Genomic DNA, 23,778 nt, shown 5'->3' with positions numbered 1-23,778 from the left:
TAAAAAAATATACATTTGAGACAAAGAAATTAAAGAAGATCTGGCAGAAAAAAGAAGATACCAGATAGTCTCCAAGAGCAAGAAATATAACTTCAGACAGTAGATAGAGTAACATTAATAAAATTATTAAACATATATAGTGTAAATTCAAAAACTAGAAAAGGAAAACTATTAAATTGGAAACTGTATATGTGATGGTTAAAATAATTTGTCCCTTGTTGTAATATACTTGTTTCTAATACAATCCGTTAAATGATCACCCCAGCAGAATGGAGGAAAACAGTAGCATGAGATCCATTGTGGAAGAAGCCCTTGCTCGATCTGCCCTGGAAGGACGTATCGGGCAGGGAGAGAACTCAAACTCAGATTACTCCAATGAAGACATAGAAGTGGATGCTGAACTTGAAGAAATACTGAGAAGTCTTAAAACGACCATCAAAGTAGTAGGTTGTGGAGGCGGCGGTTCAAACAGTATCCAGCGCATGATGGGCGAAGGTATTCAGGGAGCAGACCTTGTTGCCATAAACACTGACGCTCAGCACCTTCTTCATATTCGCTCCGGCAAAAAGATTCTCATCGGGAGAAAGAAAACCAGAGGACTTGGGGCCGGTAGCCTCCCCCAGATAGGAGAAGACGCTGCAATCGAGAGTATTGATGAGATTAACAAAATCGTCCAGGGCTCGGATATGGTCTTTATTACCGCAGGCCTTGGAGGAGGAACAGGAACCGGATCCGCACCTATAGTGGCTGAGGCAGCCAGAGATGCAGGCGCCCTTACAATTGCGGTCGTAACCCTTCCGTTCAGTGTTGAAGGGCATGTAAGAAGAACAAATGCAGAAGCCGGTCTCGAGCGCCTGAGAGATGTTGCCGATACGGTGATTGTGGTCCCTAACGATAAACTGATCGAAGTGGTCCCAAGGCTTCCGCTTCAGGCCGCTTTTAAGGTATCGGATGAAGTCCTTATGAGAGCAGTAAAGGGTATAACCGAACTGATCACAAAACCCGGACTTGTCAACCTTGACTTTGCAGATATCAGGACTGTTATGCAAAACGGAGGCGTTGCTATGATAGGGCTTGGAGAATCAGACGGCGAGAACAAAGCTGTCGAATCCGTCCAGAAAGCACTGCGCAGCCCGCTCCTTGATGTGGACATCTCAGGTGCAACCTCTGCTCTTGTTAACGTGGTGGGAGGCCCTGACATGACCATTTCGGAAGCCGAGTGTGTAGTGCAGGAAGTCTACAGCCGCATAGACAGCAATGCCCGCCTGATTTGGGGTGCCCAGGTTGATCCTGACCTCGAAAAGACAGTACGTACCATGATTGTGGTCACAGGAGTTACCTCTGCCCAGATTTATGGACACGGAAACGATAAGAACATCACATATAAGTACGGAATTGACTTCGTAGAGTGATCAGAGGAAAATTAAACGGTAAAAATGGGTAAAAACGTTCGGTTGGAGAAAAATACTGTTTTCCTCCTCTTAAACTAAAAAGAAGGAACGTAGGAATATAAATCCAATCGAAAACTATTTTTATGGTAAATGCAGTATGATGCCGATACAATTCGGCACCAGAAATGAAAGCTTTTGCTGACATGATTAGGGGTTTTATGTAATTAATAATCCTGCGTCTAAATTTTAGGATGTATCAAAGATCGTGCCAGTGATATCTTCATATAATAGGAATTAATAATATAATCCGCCCGTTCTTCCTGGAAGTAAAATCCGATATTCTGCGAGATAAAAAGCAAACTTCGGGGATATACTATACACAGGAAGAGCTGTGTGCGAAATTCCAGATAAAATTAAATATGTATACAAAACCTGGATGTGAATTAATTGGTAGATTCCACATTTGAACCGAATATAACCACAAAAAGCGTTGGTCAGGCAATCCGGGCACACCTGAGGGTCCTGAAACTTACGAAAAAACCGTCCAGGGAAGAGTTCTTGACCATTGCCAAAGTTGCAGGTGCCGGTATTCTGGCTGTGGGCGCAATCGGATTTATTATCTACGTACTGCTGACAATGTTGCCCCAGTGGGTGGCCCGATGAGTGAGGATTCCCAGATATTCGTAATCAAAACCACAGCAAACCAAGAAAGGTCAGTTGCAATGGCGCTTGCCAGGGTCGCAAAAAAGGAGAAACTGGACATAAGGGCAATTCTGGCTCCTGACGAGCTAAAAGGATATGTTCTTGTCGAGGCTCCCAAATCCGGAATTGTTGAACTGGCAATCCAGACGATCCCGCACGCAAGAGCCATTGTTAAGGGGAGTTCTTCGATCTCTGAAATCGAACATTTCCTTAAGCCCAAACCAGTAGTGACCGGAATCAAAGAAGGGGCTATAATTGAGGTCACCTCTGGACCCTTTAAGGGAGAAAAAGCCCGGGTTAAAAGGGTTGATGAAGGGCACGAGGAAATTACTGTGGAACTCTTCGATGCTGTGGTTCCGATCCCTATCACTATTCGCGGTGACACCGTGAGAATACTCAAAAAAGAGAACGAATAAGCCAGAATCGGATGGGAATTCCAAAAATTCAAGCTTATTAATAAACAAAATCACCAGTACTCAGAGTGGATTGAAACAAATCTACAAAACTCATACTTATAAAAACCGGTGAGACTCAGATGACAAGTATTGTTGAAGCACTTGTCCCCGGAGGAAAAGCGAATCCCGGACCTCCATTAGGTCCGGCACTTGGTCCGCTCGGGGTCAACATAAAAGAAGTGGTCGAAAAGATCAACGAAAAAACAAGGGACTACAATGGAATGCAGGTCCCTGTGAAAGTAATTGTTGACGACAAGAAAAATGTCGAGATCGAGGTAGGCACTCCCCCAACTGCATCCCTTGTCATGAAAGAGCTTGGGATCCAGAAAGGATCAGGAAATGCAGGAAGCGAGGTTGTTGGAAACCTCACCATCCCGCAGGTTGCAAAGATCGCCCGGATGAAAAAGGAAGACGTACTTTCTTACGACCTCAAAGCTACAATGAAAGAGGTTATGGGTACCTGTGTCCCTATGGGCGTGAACGTAGAGGGAATGAAGGCAAAAGACTGCCAGAAAGCACTCGATGCAGGCAAATTTGACGATATGCTTGCAGGCGAGGAGTGGTAAGCCTTTTATCCCCTCCCACCTTTAAATCCGGGATCTGGCTACACACCAATAGTTTTAAATCGGATACCACTAATAGCACAAGAGCCTTGAACAGTTTTCTATTAGAATAACTAAAAGGAAGTTATTGGTGGCTTACTGTTAAGAGTAACAGAACCCGGAAAGGGGAGCCCCTACGACCACCGTAGTAAGCCGAAACGGCTGTCTGGACATTCGGTTCAAACACTACGGGGAGGAACAAGATGGTAGAAAGAACTATACTGGAAGCTGTCAAGAAAGTTATTGAGGAGTCGCCAAAGCGCAATTTCTCGGAAAGCGTGGACCTGGCGATAAACTTAAAGAACCTTGACATGAACCAACCAAAGAACAGAGTCGATGAAGAAGTAATTCTTCCGCACGGGCTCGGAAAAGAGCTAAAGATCGGCGTTTTTGCAAAAGGTGACGTTGGCCTGAGGGCAAAGGCTGCCGGTGCTGCGTATGTTATTTCTGACGTTGAGCTCGAGGAACTGGCAGCTGACAAAAATAAAGCTAGAGTTCTTGCAAACGAATGCGACCTTTTTATTGCAGAAACTCAGTTCATGCCGATTATCGGTAAGAACCTTGGTATTGTTCTGGGACCCAGAGGTAAAATGCCTATCCCGCTCATGCCAAACAAGGATATCGGTGAACTGATTCAGAGCAAACAAAATGCGGTCAAGCTCAGGTCAAAAGACAGACTTACCTTCCACGTGGCTGTCGGCAGAAGGGATATGAATCCCGATGACCTTGCCGAGAATATTGAGACTATTATGGCCAGGCTTGAGCGTGTCCTCGATAAGGGCAAGCACAACCTCAGAACGGTCTATGTCACGACAACCATGGGAAAATCAGAGAGGGTGGTGTAAATGGCAGAAGAAAGGCATCACACCGAGCACGTCCCGCAGTGGAAAAAGGATGAAATCGAAAACATTAAGGAACTCATCCAGTCTCACAAGGTTTTCGGGATGGTAGGGATCGAAGGCATCCTCGCAACCAAGATCCAGAAGATTCGCCGGGACCTTAAGGACGTTGCGGTGCTCAAAGTCTCCAGGAACACCCTCACAGAGCGTGCTTTAGACCAGCTCGGGGAAACCATTCCCGACATGAACAAATATCTGGACAAGCAGACTGCTCTGATATTCACCAATGAAAGTCCCTTCAAGCTTTACAAACTGCTCGAGCAGACAAAGACTCCTTCTCCAATCAAAGGAGGCGCAATAGCTCCTGCTGACATAACTGTCCAGAAGGGGCCCACCAGTTTCCCGCCTGGCCCGATTCTGGGTGAACTCCAGAGCGCAGGAATTCCCGCTTCAATCGAAGCCGGAAAGGTGGCAGTAAAGGAAACGAAAGTTGTCTGTAAAGCAGGCGAGGCAGTCCCTCAGAAGCTCGCTACCATGCTCTCAAAGCTGGAGATATACCCACTCATTGTTGGGCTTGACCTTAGAGCAGCCTACGATGACGGGACAATTTACGAGCCTGAACTCCTTGCAGTTGATGAAAGCAAGTACTTCTCTGACATTATCAGGGCAGCTCAGAACGCTTTCAACCTCTCAGTCAACACCGCATTCCCGACAGGCGCAACAATCGGCACCCTGCTGGCAAAAGCCTATGCAGAATCAAAGAACCTTGGTGTCAATGCTGTTATCCTTGAACCCGGAGTTATGGATGCCCTGCTGGCAAAAGCCCACGTCCAGATGACATCCGTTGCATCCGAAGCCGCAGACAAGGATGCAAATGCCGTGGATGAAGGCCTGAGAGAAGTTCTTGGGGCAGCCGCAAGCGCAGCAGCAGCAGCAGCAGCTCCTGCAGCAGCAGAAGAAGAAAAGAAGGAAGAAGAACCTGAAGAGGAAGAAGAGGACCATGCCGAAGAAGACGGAATGGCCGGACTCGGTGCCCTTTTCGGATAAACGTACTTACATTTACGCTAATACAAAGTTAGGTGATTAATGATGGAATACATATATGCAGCTCTCTTATTGCACAACGCTGGTAAAGCAATTACCGAAGAAGCAATCACTGCCGTTCTTCAGGCAGCCGGTATCGAAGTGAACGAAGCCAGGGCAAAGGCCCTTGTCGCAGCCCTTGAAGGCGTAGACATTGAAGAAGCTATCGCAAAGGCAGCATTCGCAGCCCCTGCAGCAGCAGCCGCACCCGCAGCAGCCGCACCCGCAGCAGCAGAAGCTCCTGCCGAAGAGCCTGAAGAGGAAGAAGAAGACACCTCTGAAGAAGACGGAATGGCCGGTCTCGGCGCCCTCTTCGGATAAATACATTCAAAAACTTATCTCAGCTCGCCTCAGGGCGGGCTTCTTTTTTTCAATTTAATTTAACAGTGAGCTTATCCCAAAAGCAATTTCACTTCTGCTCATTGAGTCCATTGAGTCAATAAAATTTTTGAGTAGTTTTCTTACTCTAAAATAAGGTTGATTCTAAAATCCAATATTCAAAGAAATTAATAGAGAGCTGATGGGGTATGCTCTTCAAAAGAATACAAACTTAAATTTTGAAACGAACCTTTTGTTTTTATTTCGCCATTGAATTGATTTTAGACAGTAGAAAAAAATTGTAGTTTTGAAGTTATGGGACCATGAGGGAGGAAGTGATGATAACCTCCAGCTTTCAGTATATGCGGAAGGCGTACAAAAACATACACAACTGGTGGCTGAGGGTTGTAGATGGTGCAGCAGGAGACGAAGGATCAATAACCGAATTCTATGGCTTGATAGGGTGAATAATTTTTACCCAATTTTATATTTTATGGCGATGATTTGATGAGGATAAAAATCGCACTGGCATTGATGTCTGCTATCTTTATGTTTTTTTGGGCCGAGATCTTAATAGGATCTTATCTACTTCGGTCGATGTCTATCACACCACCTTCTTTCGGGGACTTGATAGAGTTATTGAGTATTATTTCATTTTTAGGTTCCATGCTTTTCTTGTTGGAAACAAGGAAAGTACTGCCCAAATGATATCTGGCAGTCCCGTTGTATATTTCTCTATTTTTACTGATTATTGTAAATTTTTGGATTAATTCCAATGGTAAAGAACTTCTAACTGTCAGATCTTCTCAAAATAGCTGTAATTAAACCAGCAAATGACTCAATTTATGCTTTCAATTTATGCTTATATGTTCTTTTTGTGGTCCAATTGTGGCATTAATACTTGTGGAATTAATACTATAGAGTTAGCATTATAAGTTCCAGCAGATTCCGAACCCACCTTTAAAGCCATATCTACCTATTTATAGAATAAAATAGAGAGTATGAAATAGTCAATATGACAAAACAAAAGTTTGTCGTTCTAATTGAAAAAGATGAAGATGGGATCTATATAGGACCGTTCCTGAAATAAAAGGATGCTACAGCTATGGAGATACGCTTGACGAGTTAATGGAAAAATCCGGGAAGCTATCCTGGCCCATCTAGAGCTCTTAAAATCGAAAAACGAATCTGCCACTCATTAAATTCCAGGGAATTCAAAAAATTGAAATTGAGGCTTAAGATTGAAGTGATTTCCAGTGAAACTGCCACTCACCCTGGGAGAAGAAATGTGTAAGATTGCCTTCAAACAGGGTTTTGAGATGGTTCGGCAACGAGGAAGTCTACTATATGGCCGCACCCAACGTGAGGACGACAACAATACCAGTTCATCCGGGAAAAATACTGCCAAGAGGTTTGATCCATAAAATAATAAGTGACCTTGAACTGACAGTAGAAGATTACATAAAAATGAAATAGCTCCCTTTCCATTTATAATTAAATTTTCTTTTTAGAAAAACAAAAAGAGATCCCCATGTCCCGATTTGACCCCATCCTGGCTTCAAAAGCCCTCTGGCAAATAAGAATCAAAAAACGCCCGTTTGTCCTTTCTCACGGTGTAAATGCCAACTGCAATATGCGCTGCAAATTCTGCGAATACTGGAAAGAGACAGGAAAAGAACCTCCAAGAGACGAAGTCTTCAGGCTCCTTGACAATGCAAAGAAATTCGGGATCGGAGTTTATAATGCCTGGACCACGGAGCCTCTTCTCAGGAAAGACCTGCCCCTGATAATGGCTCATGCAAAGGAACTCGGGATGGTTACATCCATGGTCACGAACGGAAAGCTGCTTTACGAAAGAGTGGAAGAGCTTGAGGACGTGGACTACCTGTCGGTTTCAGTAGACGGAACAAAAAGCTACAAAGAAATCCGGAGGATGGATTTCGAAACCCTGTTGAAAGGCTTAAGAAAAGCTATTGAGGTAAGGAAACTCCAGAAACAGGAAAACCCAATCCTGATGAACTGCGTACTCACAGGAAAAAACCTGGATGACATTGAAACTCTCATTTTACTTGCAGAAAAACTGGATGTAAAAGTTTCTTTCGAGCCCGTACATGAATTTCCCGGAATCAGTCAGGAGATCTGGAGCGAAATAGGTATCCGGGATAAGGAAAAATTCCACATCACTGTAAACCGAATAATCGAACTGAAGGAACAGGGCTATCCTATAATAAACTCCAAGACTTACCTGGGAATGGTCAGGGACGGGAAAATGGATTACAAATGCCGGGCAAGTGGCATTATTATCAACATAACTCACGACGGCAATGCCGAAACCTGCCGAGTACATCAAGAGCCTCTTGGGAACGTTATGAAGGACGGCTTTGAGAAGGTCTGGAAAGATTCTACACAGCGCAGGGAAGAAATTGTAAATAATTGCAAAGGCTGCCTCTTTTTTGGGTATACGGAAAACAGTTTAATGCAGAGCTTCAATCCTGAAGTTTTGATGCATTATGAGTGGATGTGAAACCCAGAAAATGACACTTAAGAAGTACATTAAATCGCTACATGAGAACTATATTTAGAGAAAATCAAAAAAGCTTCATTGTCTGAATAAACACAACTATTTTTAAAGTAAGGAGCTCACATCTCAAGCTCCGGTGGCTGCGCACGCTTTGCGCCTTCGGGCTTCACCAGTTGGAATTCAACTATACTTCAATAACTAACTGGAGCGATAAAGTGGTAAAGAAGAAAATGGTTATAATTCCATCAGAAGACGAAAGCCAATATCGGCGTCGCGATTGCTTTGGATGTCCCCGGAGCGGTTCGCCGATCGACAGTAACTAGCGTTGTTATGCCATCCACCTCCCCGTATTACACGTTTAGGACTATCTCCATCTTCCCAAGCGCTACCATCGGAAGGAGAACCATTATAGTTATCATGCCACTTGTCCTGTACCCATTCCCAGACATCCCCATGCATATCATAAAGACCCCATGAATTAGGTTTTTTCTGTGCAACTGGATGAGTTTTACCTTCAGATTGACCACGGTACCAAGCATAATCCCTGAGCATCGATTCATCATCACCAAATGAGTATCTTGAAATAGTTTTAGCCCTACAGGCGTATTCCCACTCAGCTTCAGAAGGCAGACGATACTTATGAACACTTTCAGTTTCATTGAGTTTTTTGAGGAATTCCTGAACATCGTCCCATGAAACATTTTCTACAGGAAGGTAATCACCCTTGAAAGAAGAAGGATTATTCCCCATAACTTTTTTCCAATGCTTCTGAGTCACAGGATATTTACTAAGGTAAAAGGAATTTTTAATCGTTACTTTGTGGACAGGCCCTTCTTCGGAGGATCTACCCAATTCATCCTGAGGGGACCCCATCATGAATTCCCCTTCAGGGATCAAGAAAAATCCCATAAATCCTATAGCTTCAGGCAAGGGGCTAAGTACATTTTCGTCTTCAAGATATAAGACTATAGGTGAAATTTGCAACAACTTAGAAAAATCAAGACCTGAAAGAGTATAATCATCTACAGTTTGCGAAAGATTGTCCTCTTCTATGCAACCGTATCTCAATAACCTTATCAATCTTTCATCTCGAGTCCATTTTTCCAGATTTTTATCTTCATTTTCCGAATTCAATGCATATTCCTGTAAAAGGGTAAGAAGTGCCTTGTTTGAATTCAGAGCAGAAATGAGAGAGTTCCAATTTATGTTTATTGCCACGAATTTTGCAAGCTTTCTACAATTCCACATGTTTTCAAAATTGGTATCCTCATCATAACAAAATAGACCTGTTCTTTTTCCTATAGTTCTCTGAAAACGAAACTGATTAATGAATTGTTTTATTCTACGAGGATTATTATCCAAAGCAGGAGAAACCATTTCCAAAATCATCTTTGAGGTTTCAAAATCTTCGATACAATCCATATCGTTCAGGATTTTTGGGTAATTAGATTTGATTTCAACATTGTTAGAAGTATCTGTTCCTATTTCTTGTCTGCTATTTTCATTCGGGAAGGATCCGATATCTTCTTCAGGAAGTTTATCAGAAGTAAAATCTTCGAAGATACTGTATTCACTTATAGGCTCGGATATACCTAAAGAATTACCGGTTTCATTAGCTGATACTAAAAATTTTAAAAAATCGACGCTTTTTGGACTGGGCACTTTAAACGGAAGCTGGATAAATTTTTCAATGAAATCATAACCATATTCAAGTCCTTCGATACCCAAGTAGTCGATAACTTTTTCGTGTTTAGCCGCAAGTCCTGCAGAGATAATTTTTCTATCCATACCTATTGAAAAATACACCTTGGAATCCTCAGAAATCATGAGGTTAATTGCTTGCATCAGCTCCGCTGCCTTTGGAACTTCGGCACGGTCAAGATCATCAATAAAAACATAAACTTTCGAATTTCTTACATATGATTTAATTATTTCATTAAAGTCAGAATAAAAATGCTCTCTGAAAGGAAGGCGTTCCTTATAATTAGTATTTGACTCAAGTTTTTTCAGACCCAAGGGATCTGTAAAGAGATCTGTGAACGGTTCTTTACTGAAAAAGTGGTTTACAACAATTATAAAAGAAGTTAAAAGTGTAATAATACCCGAAAACTCTACGATATTTTCTGGACTCAATGACAGTATGCCTAAACCATTTGAAGGACTTATTCCAAAAAATTTCAAGATATAACTGATTACTAAGAATAAGAATAAGAAAATAATTATGAAAGAAATTATTCTCAATAAAAGGTAAATAAGAATAACGGACGTGTAACTAAATTTAATATAATATCTTCGCCAAATTAACCTAAACTGTGAAATTATTTTGTAGTACCAAGGAAGTTTTTTTGATAACTCTTCCATAAAATTAAGTGCAAAAGCAGCCCATAACTCGTCTTCTTTCTCATATCTCCAGCAGTTGAACCATACTGTAAAATACTTTCTTCTATTAATTTTTAAAGGGATATATATTAGAATTGCTCTTATTTTATTTTCGAAGGAATATAGATCAAAATTTTCATCTTGATTATTTGGCTCATTTCCATTATTTTGTGAGAATTTTTCTTCAATGGAAGAAAAAAGGATTTCTAGTTTTGAAATAAGAGATTTTAATTCAGGAAGACCTGCTTTTTTCTTATTTAAGAATAGATACTTCAAAAATTCTCTAATAGATATATCGCATATATTTCCCTTTTCAATTTCCTCTTTCAGTTGCTTCATGAAAGAAGATTTACCGCACCCCCATTGCCCCTCAATAGAAAGAGTAATCGGAGCTAAAGTTCCCTCAGCGGTAAGAAATTCTGCGATAGCCTCGACATAAGGTTTGAATCCGAGTGAATCTTTTCCTGTTGCAGTGTCACTATGCATGTAGCAAGAAGTTGAGTTAGACTTATCGCCTGCCAAAGGAATTTAGCTCCATTTTTGGTTCAATATCATAAAACATTGAGAGAAAACTTAATGAAAAGCAAGTTTTTCAAACACAAGGCCTGAAGGATACCAACGTAATTTAACCGTTTATTAGAAAGCGATATAAAAATTTGTTGAAATTTACTAAGAAAACATAAAACAAGTCTACTTTTTCCAAAGTTCATACAAAGTAACCTTAAAACTACCATGAGTATGATTTAGAAATTAGTCCATGAAGTAAAAAACAGGAAGGGTAAATATGCTCTCCAAAAAATAATTGTATAAAAATTGCTAAATATTATAAAAATAATCAATTATTGGGGTTTTTACTGAATCTATCTGGGGGAAGTGCAGTTATAGGAGAACGGAAAGTTGCCGACAATCTTCGGTTTTTAAAATTCCGTTAAAAAATAGCTTTGCCGTTATAAAAGTAAAAACATCTCCATTAAAGGGATCTTACAGGAGAAAGAAATCCCACTGGAGAAGAAATATAGAGAAAATTATAACTGTAAACTGGTTCTTCACCATGTGAAATTCGCAGCTCCTCTCGCTTCTATTGCAGTTTCCCTCTTTGCGGACTGGAACCCTTAGTCGACATTGGATTAAAAGTCGAGATTTGATTGTAGGAGGAAAAATATGCCAGTAAAAGGAACCGGAACAAGACTTGATCCCGTATGCAACATGGATGTTACAGGAAGGGACGTAGAGTACAAAGTCAATTACAGAGGTAGAGAATATTATTTCTGTTCGTATGACTGCATGAAAAAGTTCGAAGAGAATCCGGAAAAGTACCTTAGTTTCCATAGTCAGGAAAGTGCGGTATAATGAAAATAGTGGTTTCAGATCCTATATTCCTGCCCGGAGAGTATCGAGAAAGGCTGGAGAACCTCGGAGAACTGGAAGTCTATGAAAAAATACCCTCATCAACGAGGGAGTTCATAGATAGGGTAAAGGATGCGGACATAGTCATAACAGGAAGATACGGCTTTTCAAAAGAGGCATTTAATGCATCCCGGAACCTCAGAATGGTTTCGGTATGGCAGACCGGATATGACCACATAGACATTAAAACAGCAACTGAGAAGGGTATAGTTGTGTCCAATGTCCCTGACTATGCTTTTGATTCAGTTGCTGAGATGGTTTTTGCCCTTACCCTGAATCTCATGAGAAAAGTTCACGTTGCAGACAGCAGGCTGCGGGAGGGAAAATTCGACTGGAGGGACTACATAGGGAACCAGCTTATGGGAAAAATAATAGGAGTTGTAGGTACTGGCAGTATAGGAGGGAGGGTAATCCAGATAGCTCATGGATTCAATATGAACGTACTGTCCGTAACCGGCCATCCCAGTGAGGAAAAAGCAAAAAAGCTGAGAGTAAAATTTGTTGATCTTGACACACTGCTCGCAGAGTCGGATATTGTTACCCTTCACGTCCCTTTAACTCCTGCCACGGAAAAAATGATCGGGGCTAGAGAACTTGCAAAAATGAAAAAAAGTGCTATCCTGATAAATACTGCCAGGGGAAAAGTGGTAGATGAAGCTGCTCTTGTGGAAGCTCTGAAAAAGAAAGAAATCCGTGGAGCCGGTCTGGATGTTTTTGAAAAAGAGCCGCTGCCAGCAAATGACCCGTTGACTGAACTGGAAAACGTTGTACTTACGCCGCATATAGCTTTTCTCTCGGAAGAATCCCTTGAAGAGTGCACACACGTTTGCGTGGAAAATGTAGAGAGATTCGTAGCCGGAAGACCTCAGAATATTGTAAACCCAGAAGCAATTGCCAGTTCCAGACTGCCCTGAAGTCTGGATATCAGTCCTGCCAGTGAAAATTTCAGGAAGTCCACCCAGGGCATAATGGAGGGCTTTTAAAACGGCTTTTTCTTTACCTTTAGATACCTCCACCTGGCTCTTTCACCAGATTCCGTTTATTCAGCATCCTTAGAGCTTCGGCCACAGCCCACCTTACTTTCAGTTCCGGGTCATCCAGGTTTTTAATAAGGGAACTCGTTGCCTTTATGTCTCCGATTTTTCCCAGGGCTTCGGCAGCATATTGTCTAAGCCAGGGGTTGTTGTCATCGAGGAGCTCAAGAAGAGGCTCAACTGCCTCGCAGCTGCCTATCTCTCCAAGGGCATATACCGATGTGATTCTCAGTTCAGGGTCTTTCTCTTGCAGCATTTCTATTAAAGGGGCTGCTGCTTTCTCAGCTCTGAGTGTTCCAAGAGAATATGCAGCGGCGTTTCTTACTTCAGCAGTTTTGTCTTTCAGGCACCTGAGAAGAGGCTCAACAGCCTGTGGACTGCCAAGCTTCCCAAGAGCTTCAGCTGTGTGTTTCCGAATCTCAGGATCTTTATCCTGCAGCCTGGATATAAGCGCAGAAACTGACTTTTCACTTCCTATTTTTCCGAGAGCCTGAACCACCTGGCAACGAAACTCCACAGGGCTTTCATCAAGCTTTGCTATAAGGGCTTCTTCTGCCCTTTCATCACCCAGGATTCCAAGTGCCCGGGCTGCTGCAAATCTGACTTCAGGGACTTTGTCATCCAGATTTTTTATAATAGGTCCCGTAGCCCTCCTGTCCTGCAGGTTTCCGAGAGTCTCTATAATACGGGCCCTTATTGCCGGGTCTTTGTCAGCCAGCTGTTTAATCAGAGGTTCTACGGCGTCTTCGCTTCCTATCAAAGTAAGAGTTTTAATCACCGCAATCCTTACAGTGGAACTTCGGTCTTCAAGAATTTCGATAAGTGCCTTTTCAGCCTTCTTCTCCCTTACCTGACTCAGAGCTTCGGCGGCAATTGCCCTGACTTCAGGATTTTCGTCATCCAGAGACTGAATACAGAAATCGATATTTTTACTGTTTTTCATTAAGAGATTTTCGGAATCAGGTCCTTCCAGTCCTCTGACAAGATCTGAAATGTAGGTTAATTTCTCTGATGAAGTCTTCAGACCTGAGATATCGCTCAACAGGTTCATCGAGGAATAGACAATAGCTATTAGTGACGCTACCATAGAAAAGAGCGAAAAGAGGAGCAGGATTTTCATTTTACCCTCAGAAAAAGTGCCCAGGCTAAAGACGATCAGTATCAGTCCGTTAAAATAAATCGTGCCTGCTGCCGTATAGGATACGACCTTCAAGGTAGGTTTTATGCGGTTGGCAATGGAATTGATATTTTCTCTGTTGTTCTGAAGGGAAAGGATGAAAATTGCAATAAATACCGCATATAAAGCAGCTGTAGACTGCATTACTGCAGAAGGGAGCCAGAAAGTGTTTGAAGAATTTCCACTGGCAGTACCTGTACTTTCGTTCCCGAAAAGCGTTAAAAAACTCAAAATTGCCAGAACAAAAAGGAAAAGAAATTCGAGTTTGTAAGTCCTCATGCTACTAAATCTCATTCTAAACGGCCAGTCTGTATTCGAAGAATTATATAATAATTCCGGCGTTTATCGGGTAAGAAGAGAGCTGGAAAAGAGATAGAAAAGTATCTTATAAATCTATAGATTAAGGCTATACCTCTTCAGAATTCCGATAGATGTCTGTCAGTGATAGGAGTAGTCACAGAACCTTTATTGCCACAGGATCCCCGCTTTTGAGACCGAACTGCAGAGCCGCGCTTCCTTTATTTACTGCGATTTCCAGAAAGCTGTGGCTGCCTATGAGTGCAAGTGCCTCTCCCTGTCTGACAAAACCGTATGTTTGAACAAAAGAAACTTTCCTGCCGTTTACTTCCACCTGCGAGCCGAAATTACGGAACTTCAGGACCGCAGCTTCAGGAATATTCGTAATCACGTTTCCGAAACTATCAGCAAAAACAACTTCCCCTACAAGAAACGGCCCGTCAATTCCTACATTTCCGAAATCAAGGTCTACGAAATCCGAAATCCTGTGCCCGACAGTCTCGATCAACATACCCTTTGAGAGCCTTGCCCCCACAGGTGCGAAAATATCCCTGCCGTGAAATGTTGTAGAAATTCCTGAGTTGAGCATTATTTCCTTATTTGTGATCTCGTACACTTCCATATTCCCAAGCCTGCGGGCTGCAGGGATCATGAGCCCGTTATCAGGACCTACAAAAAATTGCTCTTCTCCTTCCGGGCCGGCTTTCAGGGTAAGTGCCCGGCGGGAAGTTCCAACTCCTGGGTCGACAACTCCTATATGCACGCTTTTAGCCGGGAAATACGGGACAAGTGAATACAGTGCAAAAGCGCCTTCCCTGATTCCTGCCTGCCGGATAGAATGGGTTATATCAACAATCTGCACTCCGGGATTGATTCCAAGAATCACGGCTTTCATGGCTGCAGGATAGAGGTCTCCGAAATCAGTGGTAAGGGAAATGATAGACATGAATATTATTCGGCTTTTTTGCTATTTCAGAGTATGTTAGATTGAAAAATAATATTAAGGTGTGAGTAGATACAGGCTGACATTAGAAAATATAGAAAAGTCCAGGAAAGTGAAAGGGAAATGAGAAGGACGAAAGCATTAGCCTTAATAATTTTGATAAGCCTGGCTCTCTTTGCATCAGGGTGTGAGGAAGAGCTGAGTGCAGAAGAGATCGCAACAAAGATGCAGGAAAAACAGGAAAACCTCGAAGATTACTCCGGAATAATGTACATGGCAACCTATGTCAACGGGGAAAAGGTTATGGAAAACGAAATCAGGATGATGTACAAAAAGCCGAACCTGATGAAGAACCTGGTAATAGAACAGGGAGAAGAAGAAGTTGCAGCAGTTTCGGACGGGAAGTTCGTGTGGAGCTACGATCCACGGACGAATACAGTTACCAAGATTGAACTGCCTGAGGAACCGCTTTTGAAGGGAAGTGATTACGTAAGGCTCATAGAGGATTTCCTGAATGAAACAAATGTTTCCATCCTGGGAGTAGAAGAGGTGGACGGAAGGAGCGCATATGTCCTTGAAGCTGAGCCCGAAACTGAGAAAGAAGGTTACAGACTTGTTTCCCGGACGAAAATGTGGGTGGACAAAGAGACCTGGATGGCTCTCAGATATGAGATGTATGACAGCAAAGAAAACCTGGTAATTGAAGTGGAAATGCGCGACCTGGAAGTAAACACCGGCATTCCTGATTCCGAATTCGAGTTTGAGGTTCCGGAAGGAGCAGAGATAAGAGTTCTTGACCTGGAAGAAGATTTTAAAGCTCCCGAAGAACTGAGCCTTGAAGAAGCCAGACAGAGAGCCAGTTTTGAAATACTCGTCCCGGAGTACGTTCCTGAAGGCTATGTACTTAATCACACAATGGTATATGATAACTACGAGACAGCCACTGGAGGTCAGGGTTCAGAGACTGCAATTCTTAACTACCAGAGAGGGGATGAAAGTTTCCAGATAGCACAGACCATCTACGAAAGTAAGCCAGAACAAAACGCTATGCTTACACAGATGGCTGAAAATGTAAGTATTAACGGAAAGGAAGGAAAATACATTGACGCATTCGGTGACCTCAAGATCCTGAAGTGGAATCTTGGAGAACTTGAAATGTCCCTGAGCGGTTCCCTTGAGAAGGCCGAGATACTGAAAATTGCAGAATCTATTCCGGAACCTGCCTCCGAGAAAAACTAAAAAATAACGAAAATAAAAATAACGAAGATGGGAAATAATGGAAAAATAATGGAAAAATGATGGAAAAAATAATGGGAATAATAGGAATCAATAAAAAGATAAGAGAAACTGTTTCAGCGGGATTTCAACGCACAGGGTTCGGTTGCACATTTCCCGCAGGCAAACTGATTAAGTTCGGGAAAAAACCTGGCATTTTCCTGAAGCTGCCTTTTTAAGGAACCTTTATTGCCAAAGGTTCCCCGTTTCTGAGCCCGAACTGCAGAGCTGCGTTTCCTTTATTTACTGCGAGCTCCAGAAAGCCGTGGCTACCTATAAGTGCAAGCGCATCTCCCTGTCTGACAAAACCATAGGTCTGAACAAAAGAAACTTTCCTGCCGTTTACTTCCACCTGCGAGCCGAAATTACGGAACTTCAGGACCGCAGGTTGCAGAAATTCCTGAGTTGAGCATTATTTCCTTATTTGTGATTTCGTACACTTCCATATTTTCCAGACGACGGGCTGCAGGAATCATAAAACCATTATCAGGGCTAACAAAAACACCCACATGCACGCTTTTAGCCGGGAAATAAGGAACAAGTGAATACAGTACAAAAGCGCCTTCCCTGATTCCTGCCTGCCGGATGGAATGGGTCACATCAATATCCGCACTTCGGGATTAATTCCAAGAATCACGGCTTTCATGGCTGCAGGATAGAGGTCTCCGAAATCGTTGGTAAGAGAAATGATAGACATGAATATTATTCGGCTTTTTTGCTATTTCAGGGTATGTTAAATTGGAAAAAAATATTAGGAAGCAAGGAAATACGGTCCAAAATTGAAAAATATAGAAGGAAATATAAGAAGCGTGGAGAAAATGAAACATAAAAAAATATTATTCATATTGATTCTCATAAGCCTGACTATTCTTGCATCCGGATGCGAAGAAAAAAAGAATGCTGAACTGATGGGAGAGCCTTTAAAAGAATCTGATACCGAATTATATATTCTGGGGCCTGAAGGGAAAGCTGACAACTATCCAACAGATTACGTACTCGGAGAGAACGGGACCGTAATAGTAGGAATTGTAAACCATGAGCAGAAGCCCATCAATTATACACTGGAAGTTAAGCTTGAAGGCACACCTCTACCTTTACCCCCTGATCAGGAGTATATAAGTCTTGAGGACAACAAGACCTGGGAAAAAGCAGTTACCATAACTCCTCCCTTTGAGGGAACGCACATGGCGCTTGATTTTTCGCTCTACAAAGAAGGCGAGAAAAATATAGTTGAAGGAGGTCTCTGTACGCCTTATAGAGGCGTCTTCCTATGGATAAATGTATCGCAGAATATCTCGGAGAATACTTCGATAACAGCGATATAAGCGATCTACTTGAAGGAAATTTAGGAATGATAAAGTATAATTTCAAATATTCACTTTGGGAGTGACTTCATAGCCATTGCTGAAGACAATACCGATAACAAAATCATGAAATTGTATCTTCTTTATTCCTTAACATTGGACTCTGCCGATCTCGAAAAAAACGAAATAATTAAAATTACGAAATCGGCATCCGAAAAAATGGAGAAGTTGCTTGGTTTCAGCGAGACCTGAGGGCACAGGGTCCGGTTGCACATTTCCCGCAGGCAAGCTGGCTAATTTCGGGAAAAACTTTTGCGTTTTCCTGGAGCAGTTTGAAACACTTTTCCTTGTCGAGCCCTTTTATACTGAGAGCTCCCGCCGGGCACCTGTCCACACAGACAAGGCATTTTTCTCCTTTTTTGTAACGGCAGAATTCTTCGGTCGGACGTGGAGTGGGAGGAATTTCGGCAGAGATTAGAAGAGTCCCGAAGCGGCCCGCACACCCGGCTTTCGTGATAAGCATGTGGTGGACTCCGAAAGTGCCCAGACCCGCAGCATAAGCGGCACTCTTATGAGACCAGACAACATCAAACCCTTTACTCTTGTAATCAAAAACAATTCCGGGAACAACTGCCTCTACACCCTCTTCTGACAGCTCAGCCTTCAGTTTTTCATTGATTTTTTCGATTAGACAGTCGGTTTCACTTTTGGCCTGAATCCATTCCTTTATAGGGCCAGGAGACCGCCAGTTCAACTTTACCAGTTCTTTTTCAAACGGCAGGAAGAAGGAGACAACTGTTTTTGCCCCTGGGAAGATTTCCTTTGGGTGCAGGTGGTGAGGACCTATGATTTCTTTCATTTCATCAAATATCGGATCGTCAGCAGAAGCATAGCCGACAAGAGGTTCACGGTATCGAGTTTCAGTACCCGGATTTGAGGCCATTGTTTTAATAACGCTCTCAATCTTGTTTTTGAGCTCCATAATACATTCTCCTTGAACTTACACTTTTGAGACCTGCTAATGAAATAAATTCAAAACCGGCTTTTCAGGCAGGTCTTACAAAAGTCTTTCTGCAAAACCCGATCGAAAGTTCATACATAGTTTTTCTTCTTGAGAATATAAGCTGTCAGCACGTACACGGCAATATTAAATATAACAAGGACTCCAAGCTCAGGATACAAATCAGAGATTCCGGAATTATTCAACATAGCATCTTTTATGCCATTAAACATGTAGGTGCTCGGTATGAGATAAGAGATATACCTGATCTCTCCGGATAAATCGGCCAGTAGAGCCGGTAAAATCAGGGGTGCCATACAGATAGTGGAAAGCAGAGACGCCGAAGAATAATTGTCAGAATAGCTGGCAATCAGAAGCCCGAGGCCTGTGAATGCTGTAGAACCGAGGACTATGAAAAACAGGACCGCAGGGAAGTTCCCGACAAATCCCCCATTAATAAAAATTATGACTAGAGATATGAATACTGTCAGGAATAGCCCAAAAAAAGATTTGCCGTAAATCACATCTTTTTCCGAAGCCGGCGACACAAGTATTGCATCAAGAGTTTTTTTCTCCTTCTCAGTAGTCAGCGTATTGGGCAAAACCATCATTCCAACAAATATCACCGTAAACATGAGCCATACCGGGATGTAAAACCTGGACTGCAAGCCTGCAGGGAGCATATTTAAAGAAACGTGCACCGGGTATTCCTGTCCTGCAAAGTCCATAATTACGTCTCTGTAAGTTTGCAAAAATACAACCGATTTCGCATCATAAGGGTTGACCGTGATATTCAGGGAAGAAGTAAGTCCATTTTCAACATCGGCACTGAAGCCTTCCGGAATAATCACAACAGCCGCAACTTTTTCATTGTAAAGTAATTCTTCTGATCTACCGGCAGAGTCCGTAATGGTTACTTCATAACTGCCCGTGGAACCGAGATGCTCAACAAAATCGCCGCTGTAACCTTCATCATACACGGCAATGGGTACGGCGATGTCATCAGTTAATGAGACCGTAGAGTTAAAGAGGATAGACAAAAGGACCGGAGTTAGTAATATGATCAATATGTTCTTGTTTTTTACCGACGATATCAGGTCCTTTCTGAAAATAGCCAGGATAACACTAAGATTCATCGGTCAACCTCTCCCCGGTTAATCTTATAAAAACATCTTCAATTGTAGCCTCTTTTGAATGTACAAGGAATATCTGATTATCGTCCGAGAGTTTCTTAAAAATATCACTACTTGATTTCGTATTCAGTGGCGATTCGTAAATATCTCCTGTTACGGTCTTGATCCTGAGAACGTCTTCCCCATACTTCTTTTTCAGATTTCCGGGCGCGTCCATAGCTATTATGGAGCCTTTATGTATGATAGCCAGACAGTCACATAAAAAGTCCGCTTCCTCCATGTTATGTGTCGTTATGAGGATTGTCTTGCCCCGGCCTTTAAGACCAAGGATCATTTGCCTTATTTCCCTTGCCGAATGCGGATCCAATCCGCTTCCGGGCTCATCCAGAAACAAAATGTCGGGATCATTGATTAAGGCCCTGGCAATCATTATCTTCTGCTTCATACCTTTTGAGAGAGTCTTTATTTTGTCCTTTTGATTCCCTTTCACGCCCACAACTTCCAGAACCTCAGTAATTTTTTCCGCTGGGGCGCCGTACAATTGACGAAAAAAATTAAGGTTTTCAAAGACAGACAGCTCTTCATACAGGTTCTGGGATTCAAAAACAACGCCTATTCTCTTTTTTATCTCTGCTGCATCTACCGCGGCGTTGAATCCCCCAATGTATGCAACGCCTGAAGTGGGAGGAGACTGGCAGGTGAGAATCTTAATGGTAGTGGATTTTCCCGCACCGTTAGGGCCCAGAAGTCCGAATATTGTCCCCTTTTTGACACTGAACGAGATGTTTTTCACAACTTCGAAACTGCCATATTTTTTAGACAAATTTTCAATAACTATCGCTTTGTCCAGAGTACCACCGGCTGCCTCACGTCACTGAAATACATATCCTTCGTTCCGTATCAACTTTCGAAGCTTTGTATAATCTAACAGTCAGACCATCGAACTTATCCAGAAAAACGGAGCAAAACTTACCCGAATCCCTATAAGATAACCCATCATCATTCTTTCGACATATACAGTAGAATATTCGATATATACTGTAAATGTATCAGATGTTATTGATATTAATTTGTTTCCTTCCGGTATTATTTTGTGATATTAAAAAGAATGTCATTTCTCAACAAACACCTTCACTCAACAAACACCTTCAAGCCTTAATAAGAATGCCTTTATATCCAGCCCACTAGCATAGCCCGTAAGTTTCCCATTTGCTCCGATGACCCTATGGCAGGGCACGATTATTGCAATTGGGTTCCGGTTGTTTGCAAGCCCCACAGCCCGGGAAGCCTTCGGCTTTCCAATGTTTTTTGCGATCTGCCCGTAAGTCCTGGTCTCTCCGTAAGGGATTTCACATAAAGCCTTCCAGACGGATTTCTGAAATTCCGTGCCTTCTGGGGCTAGCTTTACATCAAAAGATTTGAGTTTCCCTGCAAAATATTTTTCAAGTTGCCTAGAAATATCCCTGAAAAACTCTTTGTTTTCCTGCCAGCTGTCCGGAACTTCGATTTTCTTTTTGCCTTTCACGAAGTTTACATATTTCAGCCCTTCTTCATCTCCTGCAAGGAGTAGGGGACCGATTGGGGATTCGACTATATGATAGTACATTTTTGTATTCTCCTGCCGGTTACAGGTAGTTCTATCGTTTATGATAGAAATGCTTATCCAATGCCTGACCCGCAGAAAGTGCAGGGCACTTCAAAGGAAGAAAAAATCTTTAAGGTGGTAAAAAGAGGCGAAAAAGAAAAGAATCCGGAGGCAAAAGGCACTTAAATATCCAAATGACCCAGAGCTTTCAATTCATTAAACCTTCCAGTTGATAATTCTCTTACGGAGCATTCCAGAAGGAACCTGAATAGACGTTCAGGCTTTCTGCGGCAGACTCAAATTTAGGACTGTTCCTCTCCCTTTCCAGCTCCTCGAGCTGCTGGATCCTCAACTCCACGACATTCATGGCATCTTCAAAAAGCTGCCTGTTGATTTCGATCCCGAAGTATTTTTTCAGTTTTTCCTCGGGAGTCAGTGCCGAGCCTGCAGAGAGATAGGCGATATAGTTTTTGTTGAAGGTTTCAGGATCCTCCTTATATTGCTTGAACAGGGCCAGAGTTATTGCTTTCGAAACCGCATAGTTGAAGGTGTAGTAGTTATTTGTCAAATAGATGTGGTTGATGTAGGTCCATTCCGCAGAGTCTTCGGGATAGTATTCGATAGAGTTGCTCCTGTATTCTTTAGAGAGATCTGTCCAGAGGGCATTGAGTTCAGCTCCGCTGACAGTTCCGTTTTCAGCATATTTTTCAGCGCATAAGCTGTGTGCCTTATATTCGAATTCCGTAATCATGGGCTGGAAGGAGAAATAGTTCTGATACTCTCCTATGTGCTGGGAAAGTACCGCAACAGCGGTATCACGATCGGAGTTCTCGACCGCATAATCGACAAAGAGCTCTTCGTTGAAAGTGGAAGGGACCTCCATTTCGTAAGTTGGGCCGGAGCAGTAGAGGTAATCCACGGAATTACCCATCAGATAGAAATGGATTCCATGCCCCAGTTCATGCGTGAGACCCTTCTGGTCCGAAATCAGGCCATTATAATTCATAAAGATCAGGGCTGGGGCCTGCAGGGCCTCGAGTCCGTAACAGTAGCCGCCGGGCTGCTTTCCATTTTCGGGGTCAGGGTATACGTCTATGAAATTCCCTGTAGCCATCTCCAGAAAGATATCGTTGAAAAGGAGGTCCATTCCGGAATAGGACTTCTGAATGTCTTTCAGAGCATCCGCATAAGCATACTCTTCTCCCAGTTCTTCAGTTAACTCCAGTAAGAGGTCATAGGGTTTCAGGGTTTCAAGCCCTAACTTTGTTTTCCTGAAGTCGTTATAGCCTTCAAACACATCTTTTCGTTCCTTGAAGACCGAATTCATCTCATCAACCTGAGAATCGGTGAGATAGAGACCGTAAAAACAGGCTTCGTAAGAATCGGTATAGTTCAACTCCTTTGCAGCAAGGTCATCAAGCCTAACTTTTTCGGAATAAAGAGCTGCCATTGAGTCCGATTCGTTAATCAGGTGATAAAACCTCTGCTCATAGCATTTTTTTCTGTTAGCTCTGCTGGAGTCCGTTGAAAGTAGAGTATAGTAGGACTGGGAGTTGACGGAATATTCTTCTCCGTTATCGAGGGTTATATTCCCTGCATTTGTGACATTGTTTGTAATCTGTGAAATTGCCTCAGTCTGAAGTTTCATGCGCTGGTTTTCCATATCTGCAAGGTATGAGACCTGAGCCTCGTTTTCTGGTCTGTGTTCTGCAAACCGGAGATATGAAGCTTCTAGATAGTGCCTGTACTTTTCAAGCCCGGGCTCCTCGGAAAAGAACTGTTCCCATTCCTCCGTTGAAAGCGAAGTCAGCTTTACAGCAGCAAATGCAACGGCTTTTCCATGTTCAGTAGCCAGATCCTGGGTGTCCGCAAGAAGGGATGAAAAGAACTGATCGTTTACGTTTTTACTGAGCCCTGTGTATGCATAAATATACAGAATATCAAGGGACTTTGAAAACTCCTTTTCGGTTTCAATGTAGGCCAGCAAAGCAGGCCCCGAAAGCTCCTCAAATTCCGGACGAAAGGTTTCGCTGATCTCCGCAGAACTCTGCTTCAACCTCTCAAGTTCTTCCTGAGCAGTTTCTCTGTTGCTGAAGAGATATGAGTCGTTCCATACTGTGGTAATCTCATCTGGATTGATTTCTTCAAATTCGTATTTCTCTATCGTACTTTCAGAGGAGATTCCTGCCTTGGCCCCAACCTGGACTCCGGACCCCGGAAAAACAAAAAATAACAGCGATATCTCGAGAATCGCAACCCATGTAAAAACTTCCCTTTTCATAAAACCTCTACCTCAACTTGTATATGAGCAGGCTCAATCCCATTTCCTGAAA

The 23,778-nt window shown here is 42.6% G+C and carries 26 protein-coding genes; 15 read left to right on the top strand and 11 right to left on the bottom strand.

Features of this window, described 5'->3' with window-relative positions:
* Positions 1–287 precede the first annotated feature (287 nt).
* From ftsZ to MSHOH_RS02015, 10 genes are all read left to right on the top strand, one after another.
* Positions 288–1,412 carry a cell division protein FtsZ gene (ftsZ, locus tag MSHOH_RS02055; RefSeq protein WP_048136939.1) on the top strand — a complete coding sequence of 375 codons (1,125 nt, stop codon included), beginning with the start codon at positions 288–290 and terminating at the stop codon, positions 1,410–1,412.
* Between the two features lie 426 nt (positions 1,413–1,838).
* Positions 1,839–2,054 carry a protein translocase SEC61 complex subunit gamma gene (locus MSHOH_RS02050; protein WP_048136937.1) on the top strand — a complete coding sequence of 72 codons (216 nt, stop codon included), beginning with the start codon at positions 1,839–1,841 and terminating at the stop codon, positions 2,052–2,054.
* A complete protein-coding gene (locus MSHOH_RS02045; RefSeq protein WP_048136934.1) occupies positions 2,051–2,509 on the top strand; it encodes a transcription elongation factor Spt5 in 459 nt (152 codons plus the stop codon). Before MSHOH_RS02050 ends, MSHOH_RS02045 begins: the two co-directional genes overlap by 4 nt.
* Positions 2,510–2,628: 119 nt before the next feature.
* Complete coding sequence (locus MSHOH_RS02040; protein ID WP_048136932.1) at positions 2,629–3,114, top strand: 50S ribosomal protein L11; 486 nt, start codon at positions 2,629–2,631, stop codon at positions 3,112–3,114.
* A 239-nt stretch (positions 3,115–3,353) separates the two neighbouring features.
* Positions 3,354–3,995, top strand: coding sequence for a 50S ribosomal protein L1 (locus MSHOH_RS02035; RefSeq protein ID WP_048136930.1), 642 nt, complete (start codon positions 3,354–3,356; stop codon positions 3,993–3,995).
* Positions 3,996–5,036, top strand: a complete 1,041-nt coding sequence (locus MSHOH_RS02030) for a 50S ribosomal protein L10 (RefSeq protein WP_048136928.1) — start codon at positions 3,996–3,998, stop codon at positions 5,034–5,036.
* Positions 5,037–5,078: 42 nt separating this feature from the next.
* Positions 5,079–5,393 (top strand): 50S ribosomal protein P1, encoded by a 315-nt coding sequence (gene rpl12p / locus MSHOH_RS02025; protein WP_048136926.1) that lies wholly within the window; start codon positions 5,079–5,081, stop codon positions 5,391–5,393.
* Between the two features lie 335 nt (positions 5,394–5,728).
* Positions 5,729–5,857, top strand: coding sequence for a hypothetical protein (locus tag MSHOH_RS25510; protein ID WP_269848361.1), 129 nt, complete (start codon positions 5,729–5,731; stop codon positions 5,855–5,857).
* A gap of 789 nt (positions 5,858–6,646) precedes the next feature.
* Complete coding sequence (locus MSHOH_RS02020; protein ID WP_204245374.1) at positions 6,647–6,814, top strand: type II toxin-antitoxin system HicA family toxin; 168 nt, start codon at positions 6,647–6,649, stop codon at positions 6,812–6,814.
* 107 nt (positions 6,815–6,921) lie between these two features.
* The gene (locus tag MSHOH_RS02015) at positions 6,922–7,914 is read left to right on the top strand and encodes a radical SAM protein (RefSeq protein WP_048136922.1); all 993 of its coding nucleotides are present in this window, start codon (positions 6,922–6,924) and stop codon (positions 7,912–7,914) included.
* A 231-nt stretch (positions 7,915–8,145) separates the two neighbouring features.
* On the opposite strand, the gene MSHOH_RS02010 is transcribed toward MSHOH_RS02015, so the two are convergent.
* On the bottom strand, positions 8,146–10,812 hold the full coding sequence (locus tag MSHOH_RS02010; RefSeq protein WP_158024021.1) for an SUMF1/EgtB/PvdO family nonheme iron enzyme: 2,667 nt from the start codon (positions 10,810–10,812) through the stop codon (positions 8,146–8,148).
* A gap of 639 nt (positions 10,813–11,451) precedes the next feature.
* Between MSHOH_RS02010 and MSHOH_RS02005 the strand changes: the two genes are divergently transcribed.
* Together MSHOH_RS02005 and MSHOH_RS02000 are read left to right on the top strand one after the other, a co-directional pair.
* Complete coding sequence (locus MSHOH_RS02005) at positions 11,452–11,640, top strand: YHS domain-containing protein (protein ID WP_048136918.1); 189 nt, start codon at positions 11,452–11,454, stop codon at positions 11,638–11,640.
* Positions 11,640–12,611, top strand: a complete 972-nt coding sequence (locus MSHOH_RS02000; RefSeq protein ID WP_048136916.1) for a 2-hydroxyacid dehydrogenase — start codon at positions 11,640–11,642, stop codon at positions 12,609–12,611. The genes MSHOH_RS02005 and MSHOH_RS02000 overlap by 1 nt, the downstream gene beginning before the upstream one ends.
* An 88-nt stretch (positions 12,612–12,699) precedes the next feature.
* On the opposite strand, the gene MSHOH_RS21855 is transcribed toward MSHOH_RS02000, so the two are convergent.
* Together MSHOH_RS21855 and MSHOH_RS01990 are read right to left on the bottom strand one after the other, a co-directional pair.
* A complete protein-coding gene (locus tag MSHOH_RS21855; RefSeq protein WP_052730669.1) occupies positions 12,700–14,187 on the bottom strand; it encodes a HEAT repeat domain-containing protein in 1,488 nt (495 codons plus the stop codon).
* Positions 14,188–14,362: 175 nt separating this feature from the next.
* Positions 14,363–15,151, bottom strand: a complete 789-nt coding sequence (locus MSHOH_RS01990; RefSeq protein ID WP_048136914.1) for an SAM hydrolase/SAM-dependent halogenase family protein — start codon at positions 15,149–15,151, stop codon at positions 14,363–14,365.
* A 120-nt stretch (positions 15,152–15,271) separates the two neighbouring features.
* Between MSHOH_RS01990 and MSHOH_RS01985 the strand changes: the two genes are divergently transcribed.
* Positions 15,272–16,387, top strand: a complete 1,116-nt coding sequence (locus tag MSHOH_RS01985; RefSeq protein WP_048136913.1) for an outer membrane lipoprotein-sorting protein — start codon at positions 15,272–15,274, stop codon at positions 16,385–16,387.
* 211 nt (positions 16,388–16,598) lie between these two features.
* Here the strand turns inward: MSHOH_RS01985 and MSHOH_RS25825 are convergent, their stop codons facing one another.
* The 3 genes from MSHOH_RS25825 to MSHOH_RS25815 are packed head-to-tail and all read right to left on the bottom strand — an operon-like array spanning position 16,599 to position 17,120.
* Positions 16,599–16,775: an SAM hydroxide adenosyltransferase gene (locus MSHOH_RS25825; RefSeq protein ID WP_332881522.1), complete on the bottom strand. Its 177-nt coding sequence runs from the start codon at positions 16,773–16,775 to the stop codon at positions 16,599–16,601.
* 13 nt (positions 16,776–16,788) lie between these two features.
* Entirely contained in the window at positions 16,789–17,022 is a 234-nt protein-coding gene (locus MSHOH_RS25820; RefSeq protein WP_338037909.1) for an SAM-dependent chlorinase/fluorinase, read from the bottom strand.
* On the bottom strand, positions 17,019–17,120 hold the full coding sequence (locus MSHOH_RS25815) for an SAM-dependent chlorinase/fluorinase (RefSeq protein ID WP_332881520.1): 102 nt from the start codon (positions 17,118–17,120) through the stop codon (positions 17,019–17,021). Before MSHOH_RS25815 ends, MSHOH_RS25820 begins: the two co-directional genes overlap by 4 nt.
* An 82-nt stretch (positions 17,121–17,202) precedes the next feature.
* Between MSHOH_RS25815 and MSHOH_RS01975 the strand changes: the two genes are divergently transcribed.
* Positions 17,203–17,748, top strand: a complete 546-nt coding sequence (locus MSHOH_RS01975) for a DUF1616 domain-containing protein (protein WP_338037908.1) — start codon at positions 17,203–17,205, stop codon at positions 17,746–17,748.
* A 217-nt stretch (positions 17,749–17,965) separates the two neighbouring features.
* On the opposite strand, the gene MSHOH_RS01970 is transcribed toward MSHOH_RS01975, so the two are convergent.
* From MSHOH_RS01970 to MSHOH_RS01955, 4 genes are all read right to left on the bottom strand, one after another.
* Positions 17,966–18,709, bottom strand: coding sequence for an epoxyqueuosine reductase (locus MSHOH_RS01970; RefSeq protein ID WP_048136911.1), 744 nt, complete (start codon positions 18,707–18,709; stop codon positions 17,966–17,968).
* A gap of 110 nt (positions 18,710–18,819) precedes the next feature.
* Positions 18,820–19,863 carry an ABC transporter permease gene (locus MSHOH_RS01965; protein WP_048136910.1) on the bottom strand — a complete coding sequence of 348 codons (1,044 nt, stop codon included), beginning with the start codon at positions 19,861–19,863 and terminating at the stop codon, positions 18,820–18,822.
* Positions 19,853–20,653, bottom strand: a complete 801-nt coding sequence (locus MSHOH_RS01960) for an ABC transporter ATP-binding protein (protein ID WP_239451161.1) — start codon at positions 20,651–20,653, stop codon at positions 19,853–19,855. The genes MSHOH_RS01965 and MSHOH_RS01960 overlap by 11 nt, the downstream gene beginning before the upstream one ends.
* A gap of 342 nt (positions 20,654–20,995) precedes the next feature.
* Complete coding sequence (locus tag MSHOH_RS01955; RefSeq protein ID WP_048136906.1) at positions 20,996–21,466, bottom strand: methylated-DNA--[protein]-cysteine S-methyltransferase; 471 nt, start codon at positions 21,464–21,466, stop codon at positions 20,996–20,998.
* Between MSHOH_RS01955 and MSHOH_RS23330 the strand changes: the two genes are divergently transcribed.
* Positions 21,455–21,631 carry a hypothetical protein gene (locus tag MSHOH_RS23330; RefSeq protein WP_158024020.1) on the top strand — a complete coding sequence of 59 codons (177 nt, stop codon included), beginning with the start codon at positions 21,455–21,457 and terminating at the stop codon, positions 21,629–21,631. The two genes, MSHOH_RS01955 and MSHOH_RS23330, sit on opposite strands and share 12 nt — an antisense overlap.
* A 55-nt stretch (positions 21,632–21,686) precedes the next feature.
* Here MSHOH_RS23330 and MSHOH_RS01950 read toward each other — a convergent pair whose 3' ends face one another.
* Positions 21,687–23,726: a M3 family oligoendopeptidase gene (locus tag MSHOH_RS01950; protein WP_082089205.1), complete on the bottom strand. Its 2,040-nt coding sequence runs from the start codon at positions 23,724–23,726 to the stop codon at positions 21,687–21,689.
* Between the last annotated feature and the right edge of the window lie 52 nt (positions 23,727–23,778).

The sequence above is a fragment of the Methanosarcina horonobensis HB-1 = JCM 15518 genome (assembly GCF_000970285.1).
GTDB lineage: Archaea > Halobacteriota > Methanosarcinia > Methanosarcinales > Methanosarcinaceae > Methanosarcina > Methanosarcina horonobensis.
The sequence above is the reverse complement of the archived record's forward strand: the minus strand, read 5'-3'. Positions and strand labels throughout refer to the sequence as shown.

Excerpts from the sequence above, each read along its gene's own strand:
- ftsZ (WP_048136939.1), top strand. The coding sequence starts at position 288 with ATGAGATCCATTGTGGAAGAAGCCCTTGCTCGATCTGCCCTGGAAGGA.
- MSHOH_RS02045 (WP_048136934.1), top strand. The coding sequence starts at position 2,051 with ATGAGTGAGGATTCCCAGATATTCGTAATCAAAACCACAGCAAACCAA.
- MSHOH_RS02040 (WP_048136932.1), top strand. The coding sequence starts at position 2,629 with ATGACAAGTATTGTTGAAGCACTTGTCCCCGGAGGAAAAGCGAATCCC.
- MSHOH_RS02035 (WP_048136930.1), top strand. The coding sequence starts at position 3,354 with ATGGTAGAAAGAACTATACTGGAAGCTGTCAAGAAAGTTATTGAGGAG.
- MSHOH_RS02030 (WP_048136928.1), top strand. The coding sequence starts at position 3,996 with ATGGCAGAAGAAAGGCATCACACCGAGCACGTCCCGCAGTGGAAAAAG.
- rpl12p (WP_048136926.1), top strand. The coding sequence starts at position 5,079 with ATGGAATACATATATGCAGCTCTCTTATTGCACAACGCTGGTAAAGCA.
- MSHOH_RS25510 (WP_269848361.1), top strand. The coding sequence starts at position 5,729 with ATGATAACCTCCAGCTTTCAGTATATGCGGAAGGCGTACAAAAACATA.
- MSHOH_RS02015 (WP_048136922.1), top strand. The coding sequence starts at position 6,922 with ATGTCCCGATTTGACCCCATCCTGGCTTCAAAAGCCCTCTGGCAAATA.
- MSHOH_RS02005 (WP_048136918.1), top strand. The coding sequence starts at position 11,452 with ATGCCAGTAAAAGGAACCGGAACAAGACTTGATCCCGTATGCAACATG.
- MSHOH_RS02000 (WP_048136916.1), top strand. The coding sequence starts at position 11,640 with ATGAAAATAGTGGTTTCAGATCCTATATTCCTGCCCGGAGAGTATCGA.
- MSHOH_RS21855 (WP_052730669.1), bottom strand. The coding sequence starts at position 14,187 with ATGAGGACTTACAAACTCGAATTTCTTTTCCTTTTTGTTCTGGCAATT.
- MSHOH_RS01990 (WP_048136914.1), bottom strand. The coding sequence starts at position 15,151 with ATGTCTATCATTTCCCTTACCACTGATTTCGGAGACCTCTATCCTGCA.
- MSHOH_RS01985 (WP_048136913.1), top strand. The coding sequence starts at position 15,272 with ATGAGAAGGACGAAAGCATTAGCCTTAATAATTTTGATAAGCCTGGCT.
- MSHOH_RS25815 (WP_332881520.1), bottom strand. The coding sequence starts at position 17,120 with ATGTCTATCATTTCTCTTACCAACGATTTCGGAGACCTCTATCCTGCA.
- MSHOH_RS01970 (WP_048136911.1), bottom strand. The coding sequence starts at position 18,709 with ATGGAGCTCAAAAACAAGATTGAGAGCGTTATTAAAACAATGGCCTCA.
- MSHOH_RS01965 (WP_048136910.1), bottom strand. The coding sequence starts at position 19,863 with ATGAATCTTAGTGTTATCCTGGCTATTTTCAGAAAGGACCTGATATCG.
- MSHOH_RS23330 (WP_158024020.1), top strand. The coding sequence starts at position 21,455 with ATGATAGTACATTTTTGTATTCTCCTGCCGGTTACAGGTAGTTCTATC.
- MSHOH_RS01955 (WP_048136906.1), bottom strand. The coding sequence starts at position 21,466 with ATGTACTATCATATAGTCGAATCCCCAATCGGTCCCCTACTCCTTGCA.
- MSHOH_RS01950 (WP_082089205.1), bottom strand. The coding sequence starts at position 23,726 with ATGAAAAGGGAAGTTTTTACATGGGTTGCGATTCTCGAGATATCGCTG.